General features: G+C 33.6%; 19 protein-coding genes. 12 read left to right on the top strand and 7 right to left on the bottom strand.

Features of this window, described 5'->3' with window-relative positions; all coding sequences use genetic code 11:
• Window positions 1-107 precede the first annotated feature (107 nt).
• On the top strand, window positions 108-875 hold the full coding sequence (locus Q0975_RS01300) for a LexA family transcriptional regulator (protein WP_299431960.1): 768 nt from the start codon (window positions 108-110) through the stop codon (window positions 873-875).
• Here Q0975_RS01300 and Q0975_RS01295 read toward each other — a convergent pair.
• The 5 genes from Q0975_RS01295 to Q0975_RS01275 all read right to left on the bottom strand — a co-directional run bounded on the left by Q0975_RS01295 (window position 872) and on the right by Q0975_RS01275 (window position 8,994).
• A complete protein-coding gene (locus tag Q0975_RS01295) occupies window positions 872-1,867 on the bottom strand; it encodes a phosphatase domain-containing protein (RefSeq protein ID WP_299431956.1) in 996 nt (331 codons plus the stop codon). The genes Q0975_RS01300 and Q0975_RS01295 overlap by 4 nt on opposite strands.
• A 75-nt stretch (window positions 1,868-1,942) precedes the next feature.
• Entirely contained in the window at window positions 1,943-4,252 is a 2,310-nt protein-coding gene (locus Q0975_RS01290; RefSeq protein ID WP_299431953.1) for a sodium-translocating pyrophosphatase, read from the bottom strand.
• A 112-nt stretch (window positions 4,253-4,364) separates the two neighbouring features.
• A complete protein-coding gene (locus tag Q0975_RS01285; RefSeq protein ID WP_299431950.1) occupies window positions 4,365-4,895 on the bottom strand; it encodes an inorganic diphosphatase in 531 nt (176 codons plus the stop codon).
• Between the two features lie 210 nt (window positions 4,896-5,105).
• Window positions 5,106-7,604, bottom strand: a complete 2,499-nt coding sequence (locus tag Q0975_RS01280; protein WP_299431948.1) for a DUF5686 and carboxypeptidase-like regulatory domain-containing protein — start codon at window positions 7,602-7,604, stop codon at window positions 5,106-5,108.
• Between the two features lie 412 nt (window positions 7,605-8,016).
• Window positions 8,017-8,994: a pyruvate dehydrogenase complex E1 component subunit beta gene (locus tag Q0975_RS01275; RefSeq protein WP_299431945.1), complete on the bottom strand. Its 978-nt coding sequence runs from the start codon at window positions 8,992-8,994 to the stop codon at window positions 8,017-8,019.
• A gap of 164 nt (window positions 8,995-9,158) precedes the next feature.
• On the opposite strand from Q0975_RS01275, the gene Q0975_RS01270 reads away from it, so the two are divergent.
• The 9 genes from Q0975_RS01270 (at window position 9,159) to Q0975_RS01230 (ending at window position 17,393) form a co-directional block, all read left to right on the top strand.
• Window positions 9,159-9,905, top strand: a complete 747-nt coding sequence (locus Q0975_RS01270) for an electron transfer flavoprotein subunit beta/FixA family protein (RefSeq protein ID WP_299431940.1) — start codon at window positions 9,159-9,161, stop codon at window positions 9,903-9,905.
• A gap of 55 nt (window positions 9,906-9,960) precedes the next feature.
• Complete coding sequence (locus tag Q0975_RS01265) at window positions 9,961-10,929, top strand: electron transfer flavoprotein subunit alpha/FixB family protein (protein ID WP_299431937.1); 969 nt, start codon at window positions 9,961-9,963, stop codon at window positions 10,927-10,929.
• Between the two features lie 87 nt (window positions 10,930-11,016).
• Window positions 11,017-11,634, top strand: a complete 618-nt coding sequence (locus Q0975_RS01260) for a bifunctional nuclease family protein (RefSeq protein WP_299431934.1) — start codon at window positions 11,017-11,019, stop codon at window positions 11,632-11,634.
• 54 nt (window positions 11,635-11,688) lie between these two features.
• Window positions 11,689-13,392 carry a nucleoside transporter C-terminal domain-containing protein gene (locus tag Q0975_RS01255; RefSeq protein WP_299431931.1) on the top strand — a complete coding sequence of 568 codons (1,704 nt, stop codon included), beginning with the start codon at window positions 11,689-11,691 and terminating at the stop codon, window positions 13,390-13,392.
• A gap of 157 nt (window positions 13,393-13,549) precedes the next feature.
• Window positions 13,550-14,374: a thymidylate synthase gene (locus Q0975_RS01250; RefSeq protein ID WP_299431928.1), complete on the top strand. Its 825-nt coding sequence runs from the start codon at window positions 13,550-13,552 to the stop codon at window positions 14,372-14,374.
• Window positions 14,375-14,398: 24 nt separating this feature from the next.
• Entirely contained in the window at window positions 14,399-14,824 is a 426-nt protein-coding gene (locus Q0975_RS01245) for an energy transducer TonB (protein ID WP_299431925.1), read from the top strand.
• A gap of 103 nt (window positions 14,825-14,927) precedes the next feature.
• On the top strand, window positions 14,928-16,094 hold the full coding sequence (gene egtB / locus Q0975_RS01240; RefSeq protein ID WP_299434209.1) for an ergothioneine biosynthesis protein EgtB: 1,167 nt from the start codon (window positions 14,928-14,930) through the stop codon (window positions 16,092-16,094).
• Between the two features lie 11 nt (window positions 16,095-16,105).
• Entirely contained in the window at window positions 16,106-17,080 is a 975-nt protein-coding gene (locus Q0975_RS01235; protein ID WP_299431922.1) for an L-histidine N(alpha)-methyltransferase, read from the top strand.
• Between the two features lie 31 nt (window positions 17,081-17,111).
• Complete coding sequence (locus Q0975_RS01230) at window positions 17,112-17,393, top strand: DUF427 domain-containing protein (RefSeq protein WP_299431918.1); 282 nt, start codon at window positions 17,112-17,114, stop codon at window positions 17,391-17,393.
• Between the two features lie 35 nt (window positions 17,394-17,428).
• On the opposite strand, the gene Q0975_RS01225 is transcribed toward Q0975_RS01230, so the two are convergent.
• Entirely contained in the window at window positions 17,429-17,725 is a 297-nt protein-coding gene (locus Q0975_RS01225) for an isoamylase early set domain-containing protein (RefSeq protein WP_299431915.1), read from the bottom strand.
• Window positions 17,726-17,848: 123 nt separating this feature from the next.
• Window positions 17,849-18,931: an aminotransferase class V-fold PLP-dependent enzyme gene (locus tag Q0975_RS01220; RefSeq protein WP_299431912.1), complete on the bottom strand. Its 1,083-nt coding sequence runs from the start codon at window positions 18,929-18,931 to the stop codon at window positions 17,849-17,851.
• Window positions 18,932-19,010: 79 nt separating this feature from the next.
• Between Q0975_RS01220 and Q0975_RS01215 the strand changes: the two genes are divergently transcribed.
• The gene (locus tag Q0975_RS01215; protein WP_299431909.1) at window positions 19,011-19,958 is read left to right on the top strand and encodes a dihydrofolate reductase; all 948 of its coding nucleotides are present in this window, start codon (window positions 19,011-19,013) and stop codon (window positions 19,956-19,958) included.
• A gap of 9 nt (window positions 19,959-19,967) precedes the next feature.
• Entirely contained in the window at window positions 19,968-20,819 is an 852-nt protein-coding gene (locus tag Q0975_RS01210; protein ID WP_299431906.1) for a fructosamine kinase family protein, read from the top strand.
• Window positions 20,820-20,873 lie beyond the last annotated feature (54 nt).

Raw genomic sequence — 20,873 nt, 5'->3', positions numbered from 1 at the left:
TGAAATTGTGTTAAAATTGGAAATATTCCAAAAAATAGTATATTTGCTATATAATTATCCCCAATAATAGTAACAAGAATCTATGCTAATAAATAAATTGTAGTTGTATGGATAATTTAACTAACCAAACCATTCAACGTTTTAAATCAATTCGCGAGGAGAATCATTTTACACAATCTGATTTTGCAAGGATTTTGAATATTAAAAATTCTACAGCGGATATAGAAAGAGGGAAAACTAAAATTTCTGGAAAAGTAGTTTCTAGATTACTTCAGGAATTTGGAGTAAATCCTCTTTGGTTGTTTGGTGAAAGTGATCAAAAGAAAATTCAGTTACATAATGGTGATGTTGCACCAAAAATTGTTACTGTAGATTCTGAAAACAATGAGAATATTGTTCTCGTAAATGTCAAAGCTGCAGCTGGTTATCCGCATAATGTTCAGGATGTGGATTGGTATCAGCAACTACCGGCTTTTGATATACCGCTCCCAGAATACAGAAATGCTACTTATAGAGGGTTTCAGGTAGAAGGTGATAGTATGTTACCTGTCTTGGAACCAAAAGAATGGGTTATCGGAAAAGCAGTAAATAATCTTTCTGAGTTGAGAAGTAATGCGTTGTATGTCGTAGTATTGCGAGACAGTGTGGTTGTGAAAAAAGTTAGAAAAAATGAGGATTCATCTGTGTTAACATTGATTTCTTTGAATACGGATTATTTGCCTTACACAATTCAAACACACCAAATTGTAGAGATTTGGGAGGTGAATAGTAAGCTTAGCTTCAATATTGATGCTAATTCTGACACCGCGAGTATAAAGCAGTTGCAAGACGCAATGATGGTGCTTACTTCGGAAGTTAGAAGTTTAAAAAATTAATTGATAAATCCTTGTTGTCGTGCGTGTACTTCAGCTTGTTGTGAAGAGTGGACAAGTAGGATAGGAGTAATTGTGAAGGAATTTATGATTTTCATGATCCGTTTTTCTCTTCTTTTGTGATTTACACTCCTTAAATAAATAGCTAAAATTCTATCAGGATATTTCTTTGCAATTTCTGTATAGATATCAGCATCTTTTTCTCCACTATCTCCAATTAGTATGAATTTTAAATTAGGATAAATATTCAATAAACTGAGAATTTCCGATTGTTTATGAGGAGCTGTAGGTTTAGGGGTTTTATCAAATGGAGTTCTGAAATCTCTTAGTAAAATTGGTCCTTTTGGGAAATTATGTTTTTTAAGAAAAGCAGTTAAATAGTCATATAAGTTCCATGGACTGTTACTAACATAAAAGATTGGATTAGCAGGGAGAGTGTCTTTGCCGTATTTTAATTTTTGATAGAATTCAACAGTTCCTTCTAGAGGTAATCTTCGATCAAAATTTTTAAAAAAAGTGTTTGCAATAACCCTCCATTTAAGTAAGGATGCAACTCCGGTATGTAAAATTGTGTCATCAATATCACTTATAATTCCGTATGCCGCATTCGGCGAAGGAATGAGCATCTCGCCATTGAAAATGTTATTATCGGTTATTTGTTTTTTTTGTTTTTCATGGAAAGAGACCTCATAAGAAACCCATCCAGATTCATTAACTGTTATAGCATTATTGAATTCTTCATCAAAATGGTAATATCCCTCGGCATCCGTAGTAGCGGTGATGGGTTCTTTGTCAGAAAGTTTTAATTCAATCCCGATATTAGGAATTTCATCACTCTCAAATTGCCTATAGATATTGCGTAATGTTTTTAATGTTTTGGTGTTTCCATTAAAATCTAAATTTTCATCCTCTAACGCTCTACCAATAGCTCTTAACCTTGTTTGGGTTCCATAGCCTAGATAAGAATTGATTCGTAATGGTTTTTTTTTAAACATGGAATATCTCTTAGGATATAAAGATAAAAAACCCCGCTAATAAGCGAGGTTTTTTTAGTTTATTCTAGCTAAAAATTATTTTAAAGAAGTTTCATTTGATTCCACTGAAATGGAAGATAATTTTTTCACTTCTTTGGTTTCCTTAGTCTCTTTAGTTTCAGACTTAACAGTTGTAATTGTTTCTGTATCTTGATCTGCAACTGCCGTTTCAGAAGTATGACCTCCTAGAATTGGTGCAATCACAAGTCCTATAAGACAAGTTAGTTTAATTAGGATGTTCATAGACGGTCCAGAAGTGTCTTTAAAAGGATCACCAACAGTATCTCCAGTTACAGCAGCTTTATGAGCATCAGAACCTTTGTAAGTCATTTCTCCGTTAATTTCTACACCTGCTTCAAATGATTTTTTAGCATTATCCCAAGCACCACCAGCATTATTTTGGAAAATAGCCCATAATACACCACTTACAGTTACTCCTGCCATATATCCTCCCAACATTTCTGCAATAGCTAATGTATCCATTCCAAATAATAATGGAACAAATGCAATCACTAATGGGAATCCAATAGTTAATAATCCCGGTAACATCATTTCTCTTAAAGATGCTTCAGTAGATATTGCAACACACTTATCATATTCAGGCTTTCCTGTACCTTCCATAATTCCAGGAATCTCTTTAAATTGGCGACGTACTTCTTGTACCATTTCCATTGCTGCTTTTCCCACGGCGTTCATTGCCAAAGCAGAAAATACTACCGGTACCATACCTCCAACAAACAACATTGCTAGAACTGGTGCTTTAAATATATTTATACCATCAATTCCTGTAAAAGTTACATAAGCAGCAAATAAAGCTAAAGATGTTAATGCAGCGGATGCAATTGCAAATCCTTTTCCTGTTGCGGCAGTTGTATTACCTACAGAATCTAATATATCTGTGCGTTCTCTTACGATTGGTTCTTGTTCACTCATTTCTGCAATCCCACCAGCATTATCTGATATAGGTCCAAAAGCATCTATGGCTAATTGCATAGCTGTAGTTGCCATCATTGCGGAAGCTGCTAATGCTACTCCATAAAATCCTGCAAATGCATAAGATGACCAGATAGCTCCTGCAAATAATAAAACAGATGGAAATGTGGAAATCATACCTGTTGCTAAACCAGCAATGATATTAGTTCCGGCACCTGTACTTGATTGTTGTACAATTTTAAGAATAGGAGATTTTCCTAATCCTGTATAGTATTCAGTTACTGATGAAATTACGGCTCCCACTATTAATCCAACAATAGTCGCATAGAATACGCGCATTGAAGAAATCTCAACTAGTCCTTCACCAAAGAATTCCATTTTCATAGTTTCTGGAAGCATCCACTTACATAATGCAAAACAAGCTGCGGCTACTAAGATTATTGATGTCCAGTTACCGATATTAAGTGCTCCCATTACTTGAGATTCTTTAGCATCATTGCTTTTAATTTTTACTAGCATAGTACCAATAATGGAAATAATGATACCTACACCGGCAATAGCCATTGGTAATAAGATTGGGCCAATACCTCCAAATGCATCAGCAATATTACCTCCCATATCCTTGATCACGTAGTTTCCTAATACCATAGCAGCAAGTACCGTAGCTACATAAGATCCAAATAAATCGGCACCCATTCCAGCTACATCACCTACATTATCACCTACGTTATCCGCAATAGTTGCAGGATTACGTGGATCATCTTCTGGGATACCAGCTTCTACTTTTCCTACTAAATCAGCTCCTACATCGGCTGCTTTAGTGTAAATTCCTCCACCTACACGAGCAAATAATGCAATAGATTCAGCTCCAAGAGAGAATCCAGCTAAAGTTTCAAGTACAATAGTCATATCCATTGTATTCGTCCATTCTCCACCCATAAAAAAGTGAAAAAACAAGATAAAGAATGCTGTTAACCCTAATACAGCTAGACCAGCTACACCAAGTCCCATAACAGTACCACCTCCAAAAGATATTTTAAGTGCATTTGGTAAACTAGTACGAGCAGCTTGTGTTGTTCTTACATTAGTTTTTGTAGCGATTTTCATTCCTATGTTACCTGCAAAAGCAGAGAAAACAGCTCCAAATATAAAAGCGATTACAATTAACCAGTGAGTAGTGGGTACTATAAATGATACTACAGCAAGCAATATGCTTACTATTACCACAAATATTGCAAGTAATTTATATTCTGCATTTAAGAAAGCTAAGGCACCTTCGTAGATATGATCTGAAATTTCTTTCATTTTACCGTCGCCTGCATCTTGCTTCATTACCCAAGATTTTTTAACAAGCATATAAATTAGCCCTAGTAATGCCAAAACAATTGGCATATAAATCATATTTGATTCCATTAAATGTATTTTTAGTTAATTAGTCGCTAAATGTAGTAAAATAAAGCTAAAAAGAAAAAGCGCAATATTCATAAGAAAATATTGCGCTTTTATTTATTTTTTGTATAGAACTTTATTGAATACTAAATAATCCTTCAGGTTTATTTGGCATATCCTTAAAACGTTTAACACAAGCCTTGATGATTTCTTTTGCTTCATCTATATTTCCCCATCCACCAACATCAACTTTTTTCTTCTCTAAATCCTTATAAACTCGAAAAAAATGTTCTATTTCTTTAATTAAATGTGGGTTCATTTCTTTAAGATCTGCTAATCTACTAGCAATTGGATCGGCTACTGGTACGCAAATGATTTTTTCATCCGGACCTTTTTCATCAGCCATATGGAATACTCCTATCGGTTTTACTTCCATTACACATCCTGGAAACGTTGGTTCTGTTACTAAAACTAATACATCTAATGGGTCTCCGTCTAGTGCTAAAGTTTCAGGAATGAATCCATAATCGGCAGGATACATCATAGAAGAAAAGATCATACGATCATATCGGATCTTTTTTATATCAAAATCGTATTCATACTTGTTACGACTTCCTTTTGGGATTTCGATTAGTACATCGAAACTTTCGCGAGTTGCTGCGCTCATATTCTTGTTCTCATTTTTATGGGCGGCAAAGATAAGTAATACAAGGGGTTGGTTAAAATTTATAACCAAAAATAATGAGTTTTTACACTAAATATTAATGTTATGGTAACCTAAAACCTTTTCGTAAAAATTATTTGATGAATTTTTAGGATACAATTGCGAAAACTGCATGATTTGATCTAAGATCAAATCACTTATTCATTAGAATTTTTAGAAATAAAACCCAAACGATCCTGTGACACCAAAATCTCTTGCATCAGGATTATCAAAGTAATTTCCTCTAAAATGAAAATCAACTCTAAATATTTTGAAAATATTCCCTACACCAAGACTGTATTCCCAATATATTTCTTCATTCGGAGCTCCAACGTTTTGTAAAAATCCAGAGGCATCAAGAGCAATATTTTCATCAGATAATTCTCCCCAAACTCCACGAACGCCTACAAGTTCTCTTAGATTTAACTTTCTAAGAAATGGAATTCTAGAAAAAATTCTTCCATTAAAGTTATGCTCCATATGCACTGCTGCATAGGTGTCTGTTACAAATTCATAAAAGTTTAATAAAGGAAACGTATTCTGAATGGATAGATATGTTTGATTTCCTGGCACTACACTTAATAATCCCAGCGGTACTTCTCCAAAAGTCTTACCTACTTCGAGAGAACTATTTAAGACACCAAACCCACCAATATTCCAAGGTTGTCTGTAAAAAAACTGAAGTTTTTGATATTCAAAATCACTTTCTAATATATGGTCTAAACCTACAGAATAATTAAGGAATAATTGAGCAAAGTCACCATCGTTAACAGTAACTCTATCTACGCCATATCCAGTAGTTTTTCTTCCTGGGTAATATGCTAATGAGGTTCCTATTTCAGCTTGTTTTATCTCGGATTTTATTTCGCCAGTATCAGGATCAATAAAATCTAAACTAAATAGATCACCATCTGCAGGTTTTAATGTTCTGAAAGATCCTGTAACTCCAAGAGTAAAGTTCTTTCTAGGCTCTATTTGCATGGAAAATGCTGATAGATTAATAGAAGTCAACCTACTGTTATCACCTGTTGCTACAATAGAAGAAGATGCTAAACTTCTACCTTCTACGTCATTGGTATTGGTAAGGCTTGCACCAAGCTGCTCTACATCTCTTCGATTCCCGGCAGAAACAATCAATCTTGATTTTCGGTCTACAAGATATTTTCCAGAAATTCCATATTTAAACTTGTTATCTCTAAAACCATAAGCGCCATATCCTTCTATTCTCCATTGATCATTTGCTGTAAAATATGTTCGACCTCCAGCTCTTAATCTAAATCCTTCAATGGTATTGTAACCGACGGTAGAGAATAAAGGCCCAAAATCCCAACCATTAAGTTCTACATATCCGGTCGCTAATATAGTCCCTATATTATAGAGCCTTTTAAAAGCCTTTACTGTTTTTAAGGTATCTAGGAGTTTATATACTTTTTGTTCATCTTTATTTAGTTGCTCCATTCTGACATTTGACCAAAAAGAATCGTCTCTATTATAAATTTCTTGATTATAAGGGTCTACTTGGCTTTGGTAGAATTTTTTACCTTTTTGTTGATCGAATTTATAGTTGTCGTAGAGCGTAGTCCTTTTACCATATACTCCTCTGGACTTTTCTTTTTTATTGAAGGCGAAATCTGATTGAAAATAATCTTTTGTAATTAAAAATATAGAATCGTTAAGAACATCAAATTCCTGCTCAATATATAGGTCTTTTACCCAGTTAATATTAGCACTTTTAGTAACTTCTAGATTAATTTCTTTAATTGCCCAGGTTGTATCGTTTACCCAAAAGTCTCCTTTAAAAGTAAGTTCGTTTTTTCTTCTAGGATAGTAGATGATATTATAACACCATTTATCTCCAATATATGCGCTATCAGAAAGTACATAGTTATATACGTTGATTCCGGTTCTGGATAATGGACTCGTAAAACTTTTGTCAAAAAACTTCAAATAATTATCGTAGATGTCATAATCAGAATATAAATCTTTTACAAAAGCGATAAGTGTTTGATTGTCGCTGAAACCAGCATTTTTATTTCCTTGTAAAACTTCTTTGAGTTCATTGAGTTCATTGTCGCCATATACCTTAGAAATAGCCTCATTCAGAAAGATTGGCAAGTATGTTTTTCCTGTTATTCTTGAAGTATCAATGTCTTCAAAAATAAATTCCATACCATTAAAAATTCTACTGTTTATCAATGCACTATCAATAGTATTCAGGTCAAATTCTAATTTTTCGTATTTATCGTAGTTATATTGTTTAAATTTTTTAACCCCATTTTCACGTCTATTATCCCAAATTTTGCGAAGGATATCTATAGCAGGATTATTTTTTTTAGAAGTCTTACCTTTATATATAACAACTTCATCCAGAGATGCAGCTTCTTCTTCTAAAGTCACTTCCATATTGTAAGTAGTTCGCTTAGAGAGTTTTATTGTTTTTGTTTCAAAACCAATAAAAGAGACTTTAACACTGTTGTGGTTTTGTTCAGACTCCATGTAGAATTTACCATTTTCATCTGTAATGGTTCCTATTGTAGAGTTTACAAAAACGATGTTTGCAAATGGTACAGCTTGTTTGTTACTATCGTATACGTGACCGCTTACTTTGGTCTGTGCTAAAATGAAAGAGTTGCTAAAAGCAAAAAATAAAAACCCTAAAACCCAATATCTCATCTAATATTTTTAAATAATTATGATTAAACATCGTTAGACCAGTTTTTTAATTGAAATAATTCAATTTGTTTTAAATCAAAAAAGGAACATCTAAGCCCTCTTTTTTTGATATTAATTACTGGTATTAAAATTTAACTTCGTTTAATCAATTTAAATGTCGTTATTTTTTATCTAAAACACATCAATACATAAATACCCTACTTTCAAATCAGACAAATTCAAAAATGTTTTGTTTTAAGCTTCCTATTAAAGTTTAAAACAAAACATTTTTAAATATATAATTTTCAGTATTTCAAAAGCGCCCTGAGCATTGATGTTTGTAAACTACAGTAGGTTATCAAATTTCGAGCCAACATTTATGAAAAATGAATTAAAATCTGAAAACTATCAAATGCAAAGAAAAGGGTTCATTTTATTTATACATCACTTTTTTGACAGCTTTAACAACATCTTGACTATTCGGTAACCATTCTTCTAGTAAAACAGGCGAATATGGAGTTGGAGTGTCAGCTGTATTTATTTTTATAATAGGAGCATCTAGATAATCAAAAATATTAGATTGAACCTGATATGTGATTTCTGAAGCAATATTGGCAAGAGGCCAAGCCTCTTCAAGAATAACTAATCGGTTTGTCTTTTTTACTGAAGTGAAAATAGCATCTAGATCTAAAGGACGCACTGTTCTTAAGTCGATAATTTCGCAAGAGATGTTTTCTTTAGCAAGTTCATCGGCTGCTTTGTAGGCATCTTTAATTATTTTTCCAAAGGAAACAATGGTCACATCACTACCTTCTCTTTTGGTTTCTGCAACTCCAATTGGAATGGTGTATTCTCCTTCTGGTACTTCACCTTTATCTCCATACATTTGCTCGCTTTCCATGAAAATAACGGGATCGTTATCTCGGATTGCAGATTTTAATAAACCTTTAGCATCTTTTGGGTTAGATGGAATGACAACTTTCAATCCTGGTGTATTAGCAAACCAATTTTCAAATGCTTGAGAATGCGTAGCGCCTAATTGACCCGCTGAAGCTGTAGGGCCTCTAAAAACGATTGGGATATTAAATTGACCACCACTCATTTGACGCATTTTTGCTGCGTTGTTGATAATCTGATCGATACCAACTAGAGAGAAGTTAAAGGTCATATATTCGACAATCGGACGGTTACCGTTCATGGCGCTTCCTATAGCAATTCCAGAAAAACCTAATTCCGAAATAGGAGTATCAATAACCCTATCCGAACCAAACTCATCAAGCATACCTTTACTAGCTTTGTAAGCTCCATTATACTCAGCCACTTCCTCACCCATTAAATAAATAGATTCGTCTCGGCGCATTTCTTCGCTCATTGCTTCGCAAATTGCTTCTCTGAATTGTATCGTTTTCATTTATAAAATAATTATTTTTGTGCTACACGAAAGGCAAAAGTAGCAATTAATACTCTTTACTAATCATTGAAAATTAAAAAATTTACTATGCGTGCATAGTAAATTCGACATTTTATTTGTACTTTCGCTTTTATTATTAAATTCTCAAAAAATACCTATATAAAATGAAGATATTAGTTTGTATTAGCCATGTGCCGGACACTACTTCTAAAATTAATTTTACAGAAGGAGACACTAAGTTTGACACAAATGGAGTACAGTTTGTAATAAATCCTAATGATGAGTTTGGATTAACCCGTGCTATGTGGTTTAAAGAAAAGCAAGGAGCATCTGTAGATGTTGTAAATGTTGGTGGTGCAGAAACAGAACCTACATTAAGAAAAGCACTTGCAATAGGAGCAGATAATGCAATTAGAGTAAACACTGAGGCTACCGATGGTTTCTATGTAGCAAAGCAATTAGCCAAAGTAGTACAAGATGGTGGATATGACCTTGTAATTGCAGGAAGAGAGTCAATCGATTATAATGGTGGTATGGTGCCAGGAATGTTAGCTGCACTTACAGGAGCTAATTTTGTAAACACTTGCATCGGATTAGAAGTAGAAGGAGATACAGCTACTGCTATTCGCGAGATTGATGGTGGAAAAGAAACATCTACAGCTAAATTACCGCTTGTTGTTGGTGGTCAAAAAGGTTTAGTAGAAGAAAGTGATCTTCGTATTCCTAATATGAGAGGAATTATGATGGCACGTAAAAAACCTCTAACGGTTGTAGAAGCTATTGAAACTGCTCAGGAAACAAAAGCTGTTAAATTCGAAAAACCTGCTCCAAAAGGGGAGGTTACCTTGGTTTCTCCAGATAACGTAGGTCAGTTAGTAGAGTTATTACATAACGAAGCTAAGGCAATATAATAATATAAATGAATACCTATTTTATTATAGGTTCAACATAAAAAAAATAGTATATATGTCAGTTTTAGTATACACAGAAAGTGAAGGAGGGAAATTCAAAAAAGCAGCCCTCGAAGTAGCATCTTATGCAAAAGAGGTTGCTAATATGCTTGGCACTACAGTTACAGCAGTTAGTTTTAATGCGGATGATAGTAGTGAGCTTGGAAACTATGGAGTAGATAAAGTATTAGAAATTAAAAATGATAAGTTAGCAACTTTTAATGCAAAAGCGTATGCAGATTCATTAAAACAAGCAGCGGAAAAAGAAGGTGCAAAAGTTGTGGTAGTTAGTTCTAGCGCGGATAGTAAGTTTTTAGCATCTATGTTAGCTGTGAATCTTAATGCGGGATATGCTTCTAATGTTGTTGCATTGCCAGAAAACGTTTCTCCTTTTACAGTTAAAAGAACAGCTTTTACTAATAAAGCATTCAATATTACTGAAATTGCAACTGATGTAAAGGTAGTAGGGTTGTCTAATAATGCATTTGGATTAAAAGAAGCTTCTGGAGCAGCAGCTGTAGAAGGATTTGATCCATCATTATCAGATGAAGATTTCACAGTAAATGTAACATCAGTTGACAGGGCAACAGATAAAGTTTCTATTGCAGATGCAGATGTTGTAGTTTCAGGTGGTAGAGGTCTTAAAGGTCCAGAGAACTGGGGGATGATAGAAGAGTTAGCGGATGTTCTTGGAGCAGCTACAGCTTGTTCTAAGCCAGTTAGTGATATGGGATGGAGACCTCACGGAGAGCATGTTGGTCAAACAGGAAAACCTGTTGCAACTAACTTGTATATCGCGGTAGGAATTTCTGGAGCAATTCAGCATCTTGCGGGGATTAATTCTAGTAAGGTAAAAGTGGTAATCAATAATGATCCAGAAGCACCTTTCTTTAAGGCGGCAGATTATGGGATTGTAGGTGATGCCTTTGAGGTAGTACCTCAGTTAATCGAAAAATTAAAGGAATTTAAGGCGAATAACGCATAATTTTCATAAATTGTGCCCAATCAAGGGCTGTTTGAACTCAGGTAAAGTCCGTTTGTTCAAACAGCCTTTTTTTTATTGAAAATTACTATGAGTTTAGTTCGTCTGAACATAAAAGGAATATCTTACAGTCAAACCCAAAATGGCGCTTATGCACTGATCTTAAGCGAGATGGATGGAGAAAGGAAATTACCAATTGTTATTGGTGCATTTGAAGCGCAATCAATAGCTATAGCTTTAGAAAAGGAGATAAAGCCTCCGCGACCGTTAACTCATGATCTATTTAAAAATTTTGCAGATCGATTTGATGTTGTTGTGAAACAGGTAATTATTCATAAGTTGGTAGATGGTGTTTTTTATTCCAGTATTATTTGTGAGAGAGACAAGATCGAAGAAATTATCGACGCTAGAACTAGCGATGCTATTGCTTTAGCTTTACGTTTCCAGGCACCTATATTTACTTACAAAAATATTTTAGATCAAGCAGGGATTTATCTAAAAGTAAATCCTAAAAAGGATGATGAGGATGATCCCGAAAGTCTGTTGGTAGATGAATTGGTCTCAGAAGATGTGGAAATGGTGGGTAAGGAAACCAGTTATCAGGATTTATCTCTTGAAGAATTAAATCGAATGCTGGAGCAGGCTGTTGCTAATGAAGATTATGAATTAGCCGCTAGAATTAGAGATGAAATTTCAAAACGTGGTTAGTTTTGATCGCTTTTACCACATATTCCGAAATGTTATAATATTACTTCTGTTTTTATGAAAAAAGGACTACTGTTTTTCCTGTTATCGTTATTCACGTGTACCATACTTTTTGCTCAATCCATAGAAAAAAAATGGATTTTAAAAACTGTAAAGGGAGCTTCGGAAAATGTTTTCGAAGTAAGTGAAAGTGATTATTTACATATAGAAAAAGGTAGGTTTTCCTATGCTTTTAATAATGAATCAGAAAAGCTTAAAGGAGATTACCTTGCTCAGAATAATGTGTTGCTTTTTTTTCCGGAAAAAGCTGAAGATTCTATTATAAAATATAAAATTCAAAGTATTTCTGACTCTACTTTAGTGTTGTCAAAAAATAGAGTATCATATTCTCTCGTTAGTAAGAAACAAACACCTGAAGTGGTAGCTGTCGCAAAAAATAGTGAGTTGATACCAAATCAAGGGTTTTCTTTTACAAGCTTATGGAGAGGTGTTTTGGGGATGATAGTGCTGATAATTATTGCTTTCTTATTTAGTAGTAATAGAAAAGTGATTAACTGGAAAACTGTTGGATTAGGTATTGGGTTTCAATTAATAATTGCCATTGGAGTTTTAAGAGTGCCATTTGTTCAAACGATATTTGAATGGGTTGGAAACATATTTGTTAGTGTTTTAGACTTTACTAGAGCAGGAAGTAAATTTCTGTTTGAAGGGTTGGTTGTAGACATGGATACCTTTGGTTTTATATTCGCTTTTCAAGTATTACCGACTATTATATTCTTTTCAGCTTTGACTTCCTTGTTATTTTATTTAGGTATTATTCAAAAAGTGGTAAAAGGTTTGGCTTGGTTGTTAACTAAAGCACTAAAGATATCTGGAGCAGAAAGTTTAAGTGTCGCTGGTAACATCTTTCTAGGCCAAACAGAAGCACCTCTATTAATTAAAGCATATTTAGAAAAGATGAATAAGTCTGAAATGCTATTGGTTATGATCGGTGGTATGGCAACTGTTGCGGGAGCTGTACTGGCAGCTTATATCGGATTTTTAGGAGGAGACGACCCAGTTTTAAGATTACAATTTGCAAAACACCTATTAGCAGCATCAGTAATGGCGGCTCCAGGAGCAATTGTTATTTCTAAAATACTATTTCCGCAAACAGAAGAAATTAATACAGACGTACATGTTTCTTCAGAAAAAATAGGATCTAATATTTTAGACGCTATAGCAAACGGAACAACTGAAGGCTTAAAATTAGCTGTAAATGTTGGTGCTATGTTATTAGTGTTTGTAGCCTTTATTGCTATGCTGAATGGTATATTGGGTTGGGTTGGAGATATTACTTCTATAAACACTTGGATAGCATCGAACACAGCATACCAAAGCTTATCTCTTGAACTTATTTTAGGCTATCTTTTTGCACCATTAATGTGGCTGATTGGAGTCGCTAAAGAAGACATAGCTTTAATGGGACAGCTCCTAGGGATAAAACTAGTGGCTAGTGAGTTTGTTGGCTATATACAATTAGCAGATTTAAAAGACATGTCAAATGCAACGCATTTAACCTATAATAAGTCTGTAATTATGGCAACATATATGTTGTGTGGTTTTGCAAATTTCGCGTCTATTGGAATTCAGATTGGAGGAATTGGTTCTCTTGCTCCAGGACAACGAAAAACATTATCAGAATTTGGTATGAAGGCATTAATAGGAGGAACCATTGCATCTTTATTATCCGCTACGATCGCAGGAATGATTATTGGATAATAATAAAAGGTTTTTTTGTCAAAAACATAATTATGAAAAAGGTTTTACAACTATTTCATAATCTACATATTAAAAGATATCTCGAAACCTATTTTTTGTATATTTGACAGGAAATAATGTTATTTTAACAAACGCAATAGAAAGTTAGTAAGGGAATATGAAGCAATATCTTGATCTGGTACATCACGTACTGGAAAATGGCAATGAAAAAGGTGATAGAACAGGAACAGGAACCAAAAGTGTTTTCGGTTATCAAATGCGTTTTGACCTTAGTGAAGGTTTCCCCATGGTGACCACAAAGAAGCTGCACCTTAAATCAATTATTTATGAGTTGTTATGGTTTCTTAATGGAGATACTAATGTTAAGTATTTACAAGAGAATGGAGTTCGTATTTGGAATGATTGGGCAGATGAAAATGGAGATTTAGGTCCAGTTTATGGACATCAATGGCGTAACTGGAATGGTGATGAGATAGATCAGATAAAAGAAATTGTACATGCGTTAAAGCATAACCCTAATAGTAGACGAATGTTAGTGTCAGCTTGGAATCCTAGTGTTTTACCCGATACATCTAAATCTTTTTCGGATAATGTAGCTAACGGTAAAGCGGCATTACCTCCTTGTCATGCATTTTTTCAGTTTTATGTAGCTGATGGAAAGTTATCTTGTCAATTATATCAAAGAAGTGCTGATATCTTCTTAGGGGTGCCATTTAATATAGCATCCTATGCTTTATTTACAATGATGATGGCACAAGTTTGCGGCTATGAAGCAGGTGAATTTATACATACGTTTGGAGATGCACATATTTATAATAATCATATAGAACAATTAGAATTACAGTTGTCTAGAACACCGAGAAAATTACCTACAATCAGAATCAATCCTGAGGTGAAAAATATTTTTGGCTTCGTTTTTGATGACTTTGAATTGGAAGACTATAATCCGCACCCTCATATAAAAGGTGTAGTTGCAGTTTAGCCCCCAAATTTAAACTGAATTAATATGAAGAAACTACTACTTATTACAACAATTTTATGTTCAACCTTTTTGTTTGCTCAGGATAATGTTATCCTCTCTCAGGAGAATGCTAACGAAAAAGGGATTACGCCAATGTGGCCTAAATGCGAAGATTCTAGACAAACACCTATAAAGTGTTTTGATAACAATTTAAGAAATCATATTATAAGAAGCTTTAGATATCCTGAAATTGCTGAGAAGGATAGTCTAGAAGGAACAGTTACTGTAGAGTTTATAGTAAATAATAAAGGTAAAACCGAAGTAATTGAAGTTACTGGAGGTCACAGATATCTTCAAAGAGAAGCTGTTAGGATTATCAGAGCAATTCCAAAAATGAAACCTGGAAAATGGGGTAAAAAGCCTATTGCCGTTGCCTATGAAGTGCCGATTACTTTCATAAAACCACAATAAGTATATAGGCATATTTAACATCGGATTAACTTTGCTGTAAAGTAGTGGCAAAATAAAAATGATTAAATTTGAGTGTATTCGTAAATCGAGTACACTTTTTTTTATGGTAATTACTGATAATTTACTTTCTTCTTTGTTACAAACCAGAGCACATTCAGAAGAAATTTGTGCTCCACTTCAAACAGAAGATTATGTGGTTCAACCAATTGTTGATGTTTCTCCGCCAAAATGGCACCTAGGACATACTACTTGGTTTTTTGAAGAATTTATTCTAACTAAATTTAAAATAGACTATAAACGATTTCACGATGATTTCGCTTACGTCTTTAATAGTTATTATGAAAGTATAGGAAAACGTGTCATAAGAACTAATAGAGGAAATCTTTCGAGACCTACCGTTAGTGAAGTGTATGACTATAGAGATTACGTTACGAATAATTTACAATCTTTATTAGAAGAGATAGATAATAAGGAAATCAGATCCCTTGTAGAGATAGGGATTCATCATGAGAAACAACATCAGGAATTGTTGCTAACTGATATTAAATTCATTTTGGGCAATAATCCATTGTTGCCTAAATATAATGATACTTTTGATGAAAATCCGAAGAAAGAGATTTCTTCCTTGTATCATACTATGAATGAAGGGTTGTACGAGATTGGTTATAAGGGAGATAATTTTTGCTACGATAATGAATTAGGTATTCATAAAGTGTTTCTTGAAAAATATAGTATAGCAGAAAGCTTAGTAACTAATAAAGAATATCTGGAGTTTATTGAAGACAAAGGATATAAAAATAGCCTTTTGTGGCATGCAGAAGCTTGGGATTGGATTAGTACTGAATACATAAAAACACCATTGTATTGGCATAAAATTGATGAAGAGTATCAACAGTATACTTTAACAGGAGTAAAGAGATTAGATCTTGATGCTCCCGTAACTCATATTTCGTATTATGAAGCCTTTGCGTATGCCCAATGGAAAGGTGAGCGCCTTCCTACAGAATTTGAATGGGAAGCTGCTGAACAATTTTTTGATTGGGGGTCAAGATGGGAGTGGACAGAAAGTTCCTATCTACCTTATCCTAATTACACTAAAGCTCCAGGAGCACTTGGTGAATACAATGGGAAGTTTATGGTAAATCAAAAAGTACTTAGAGGAGGATCTGTAGCTACTCCTCGTAATCATACAAGGCCTACATATCGTAATTTTTTTCACCCACAGTTAAGATGGCAATTTAATGGATTGCGATTAGCGAAAAATAAATAATTCCCCATTACATGAATTCTAAAGATCAAAACGTATTAGTTTGTACTTTCGGTAAAGAAGTACACGAAGGTTTAACTAGTTTTCCTAAATATCTGTCTTCTAAGTTTTTTTATGATGAAGTAGGAGATAAGCTTTTTCAGCAGATAATGGATTTACCAGAATATTATCTTACAAATGCTGAATATGATATTTTTCAATTACATAAAACGAATATTATTCAAAGCTTCGATTTTAATAAGAACGGCTTTGATTTAGTCGAATTAGGAGCAGGGGATGGTAAAAAAACTAAAGTAATACTAAATGAATTACTCGATCAAAAGTACCCTGTTATATATCATCCTATAGATATTAGTGAGAATGCAATTAATGGATTGGTTAAGAATCTAGCTTTGGAGTTACCTGATCTTAATGTGAAAGGTCAGATAGGAGAATATTTTGAAGTGTTAGATAGATTGCAGCATATTAGTGACCGTAAAAAGGTAATTATGGTATTAGGATCTAATATAGGTAATCTGTTACACCCAAGAGCGATTCAGTTTTTGAAAAAATTGAATGGTGTAATGCATCCGGATGACCTTGTTTTTATCGGTTTTGATCAAAAGAAACATCCTCAGAAAGTTTTAGATGCTTATAACGACCAATCCGGTGTTACGGCCGCATTTAATAAAAATGTCTTAACAAGAATTAATAAAGAACTTGGAGGTAATTTTAATTTAGATGCCTTTATCCATTGGGAAGTGTATGATCCAGAGAGTGGTACTGCCAAAAGTTATCTCGTGAGTACAAAAAAGCAAACAGTAGATATAGATTGTTTATCCTTACAAGTTCACTTTGAAGCCTGGGAAAGTGTCCACACCGAGATTTCTCAGAAATATGACGATGATACTGTTAAGTGGTTGGCAGAAGAATCTGGATTCGAGATTACAGGATCTTTTACAGATGATAATAAGTATTATAAAAATTATGTGTTTAAAAAATCAGAATAAATCATTTTGATTTGTTTTAAAATAAAAAACTATGAAAGCAATTTGGAATAATGAGATCATTGCAGAAAGTAATGATACAAAGGTGATTGAAAATAATCATTATTTTCCGCCAGAAGCTATAAAAAAAGAATTTTTTAAGTCAAGCGAAACCCATACTAATTGCCCTTGGAAAGGAGTAGCGTCTTATTATACAGTGAATGTAAATGGTAAAGAAAATATGGATGCAGCATGGTATTATCCAGAAACTAGTGATCTTGCAAAACAGATTAAAGGATATGTTGCATTCTGGAAAGGTATTGAGATTGTAGAATAATAACTACAATCTCAATATCAATCAATTTCCTGTTATTAAAGCACTAATAAACTGTTATCTGCTGCTGCAAAATCATTCCACTGATATCCATCAGCTTCCGATTCATTAGTCCATTGTCCATCCACAACATATTTAAATTCGAATTTTTGATCTTTTGGAAGATCTAATGTTCCTTTAAATGTGCCATTTTTTAACTTCTTTAGTACTGTCGCTTCAGTATTCCATTCGTTAAATTCTCCAGCAACGCATACATTAGTTGCTTCTTTTGCAGGAACAGAAAAAGTAACCTTACAGATAGGTTTTGACTTTAGGTATTGCTTGGTTATTGCCATAATTTTAGTTTGTAATTAATTTTCGGTTAATAAAATTTAAGTGAAATTAACACAAAACATCAAAACAGAAAAGAGGAAACTGACGGATTTTCAATAATTTAATCAACATTTAACAATTAAATATTAACGATAACGATGTAGTGTGTCAAGTAGTTTTGTAACTTCTTCTTTTGTGTTGTAAAAATGAAGACTTATTCTAATTCCGTTGCCTCTAAGCGAAGTGATAATATTTTTTTCCTTTAAAATGTTATATAATTTTTGATCTCCTTTTAAATTAAAGATTGAACTATGGTTTTCTCGGATAACTACATCCCTTTCTAGTAGGTTTAAATTTGCCAATTCGGTTTTAGTGTACTTACTTAACTCATTTATATGTTCTTCGATTACCGAAAGCCCTATTTTGGAAATAAACTGTAGGGAATATTGTAAACTTCCGAAGTTAAATGTGTCTAAATGACCACATTCATATCTCGCTTGTAAACTTGTGTAAGAAGAATCATAATCGCCATTAGAAGCAGCTGTTTTATACTCTTGAGGAGTAATTTGATCTAGAATATTTTCTTTGAACATCATAAATCCATTACCGTAACCCCCTAACAACCATTTATAACCACTACACCCAAGAATGTCAATCTCTGAAGTCTTAAAATCGAACACTTTGGTTCCACAAAATTGGGTAGCATCAGCAATTAGTAAGAGGTCAGGATTCTTTGATTTTAACTGTTTCAAAAAATCGAGGTCAATTGTAATACCACTAATGTATTGTACTAAGCTAAAAGCAAAAACATCTGGAGTATGTTTTGAGATGGCTTCTTCAATATTTTGTTCTAAAGATGCATTTACTTCAGCATAGCAAACCTTAAATCCTTTGTTGACTACAGAAAAATTTATTGATGGATAATCGTCATTAAGCAGCAGTATTTTTTTGCTTTTCTCCAATCCATTTAAAATAGTATTGAGACCCAAAGAAAAGTTGGGAGTCAATACTGTGTTTTGTGATTCACATCCAAAAAACTTTCCAATTGACTTTCTAACAGTGTTTAGAAATTTTTCTTGATGATCCCGAAATATACTTCCGCCAATTAGAAAATCAAGATCATGTTCTTGTCTGTAATCTAATAAGGAATCATATAATAGTCCAGAAGATGCTGTATTAAGATAGGTGTTTTGGGATAGTACGGGAAATTCTTTTCTTAAATTCTTCATAAGTTACTTTAGGGCTTTTTAGCAAAACCTTTATATTTACTTGGATTTATTAATCAAGCTTTACTAAGGTACTATTAAAATGTTTTCAAAAAGAAAAGAAACTCCACAAATTGATCCTGTACAACGTGAATTGTATGAGCACGCACGTAAAAGAACCGTACAAAAGAAAAGATTATTTCAGCATTTTATTGTCTTTTTAGTTGGTTCTATTTTTTTGATTATTCTTAATTTATTAATCGGAGTTGGTAAAGAGATTACTTTCTTTGGTTTGGATTGGTATGTGATAGTAGTTATTTGCTGGGCATTTTTATTGGTGTTACATTTTTGTAATGTATGGTTGTTTCACAAGTTCATGGGAGCAGAATGGACGAGTAATCAAATGGAACGTTTGATAGCAAAGCAGAAAGCAGAAATTGCACTAATACAAAAGGATGTAGATCTTATGTATCCAAAAGATGAACTCATTAAAAAGAAGGAAAAATTTATTAAACAACAGCAGCAACCCAAAGTTGTGGAAGAAACAATAAAACCTATGTTGAATCGTAAGATTACCATGATTGCGGCAGCTGGAGAAAATAATGCCTTAGGGAAAGACAATGATCTTGTTTGGCATTTGCCAGATGATTTTAAGCGTTTTAAACAATTGACTACAGGGCATCATATTATTATGGGCAGGAAGACTTTTGAGACATTTCCTAAACCATTACCTAATCGTGTTCATGTAGTAATTACCAGAAATGAAAACTATAAACCAGAAGGAGCTTTGGTAGTGCATTCTATGGATGCAGCTTTAGAAATCGCAAAAGATGATCCACAACCATTTATTATTGGTGGCGGGGAAATTTATAAGATAGGAATGGAATATGCCGATTGTATAGAGCTTACCAGAGTACATGGGATTTTCGAAGCGGATACCTTTTTTCCTGATATAGATACTGAAGCATGGATTATTGAAAATAGAGAACTTCACGGCGCAGATGAGCGACATGAGTTTGGATTTACGTATTTGACTTATAAAAAGAAGTAGGTTGTAGGTTTGCTGTCAAAACAACTCATAAAGCATTTTGAAAACCTTCTTTCTGAAGAAGTGAATGCTACAAAACTTTTTTCAGGAGGAGATATTAATGAAGTGTTTTTATTGTCTACAAATGTTAGAGAATTAGTAGTTAAACTAAATAGTGCTTCTAGGTTTCCTGGAATGTTTGAGGCGGAAGCGCTAGGCCTTGAAGAATTAAGAAAAGTAAATGCTTTTGCAATTCCTGAAGTGTTGCATTATGGTAAATATGGCGATGATACTTTTTTATTACTCGAGTATATTGAAAAAGGAAAACAAACTGAAGATTTTTGGAAGGTATTTGGAGAGCAATTAGCTGTTTTGCATCGTCAGAGTGCGTCTTATTTCGGTTTGGAAAATGATAATTACATAGGTAGCCTACAGCAAAGTAATTCTAAACATTATACAGCTTCGGAATTTTATATAATTCAGCGATTACAACCACAGTTTAAGATTGCTATTCAAAATGGTTTTTCTTTTCAGAATTTAGACACTCTTTATACAGCTATCGAAACCGAAATTCCAGATGAACCTTCGAGTTTAACCCATGGCGATCTATGGAATGGTAATTTTATTATTGATGAAAAAGGAGAACCTTGTTTAATAGACCCTGCTGTAGCCTACGCTCCAAGAGAGATGGATATTGGGATGATGCATCTTTTTGGAGGTTTTGATCGAGAATTATTTGAAGTGTATAATGAGACTTTTCCGCTTACAGAGAATTGGAAAGAACGATTACCCCTTTGGCAATTATATTATCTCCTTGTACACCTTAATTTATTCGGGAGGTCATATTATAGTGGTGTTAAAGACATTTTAATTCGATATTCTTAGTTGTTATTCTACTATTGGTTGGATTTTCTCAGGAGAATAAAAATCAAAGGGCTA

Source organism: uncultured Aquimarina sp., from assembly GCF_947500065.1.
Classification (GTDB): Bacteria; Bacteroidota; Bacteroidia; order Flavobacteriales; family Flavobacteriaceae; genus Aquimarina.
Note: the sequence above shows the minus strand (reverse complement) of the source record. Positions and strands in the feature narration are given on the sequence as shown.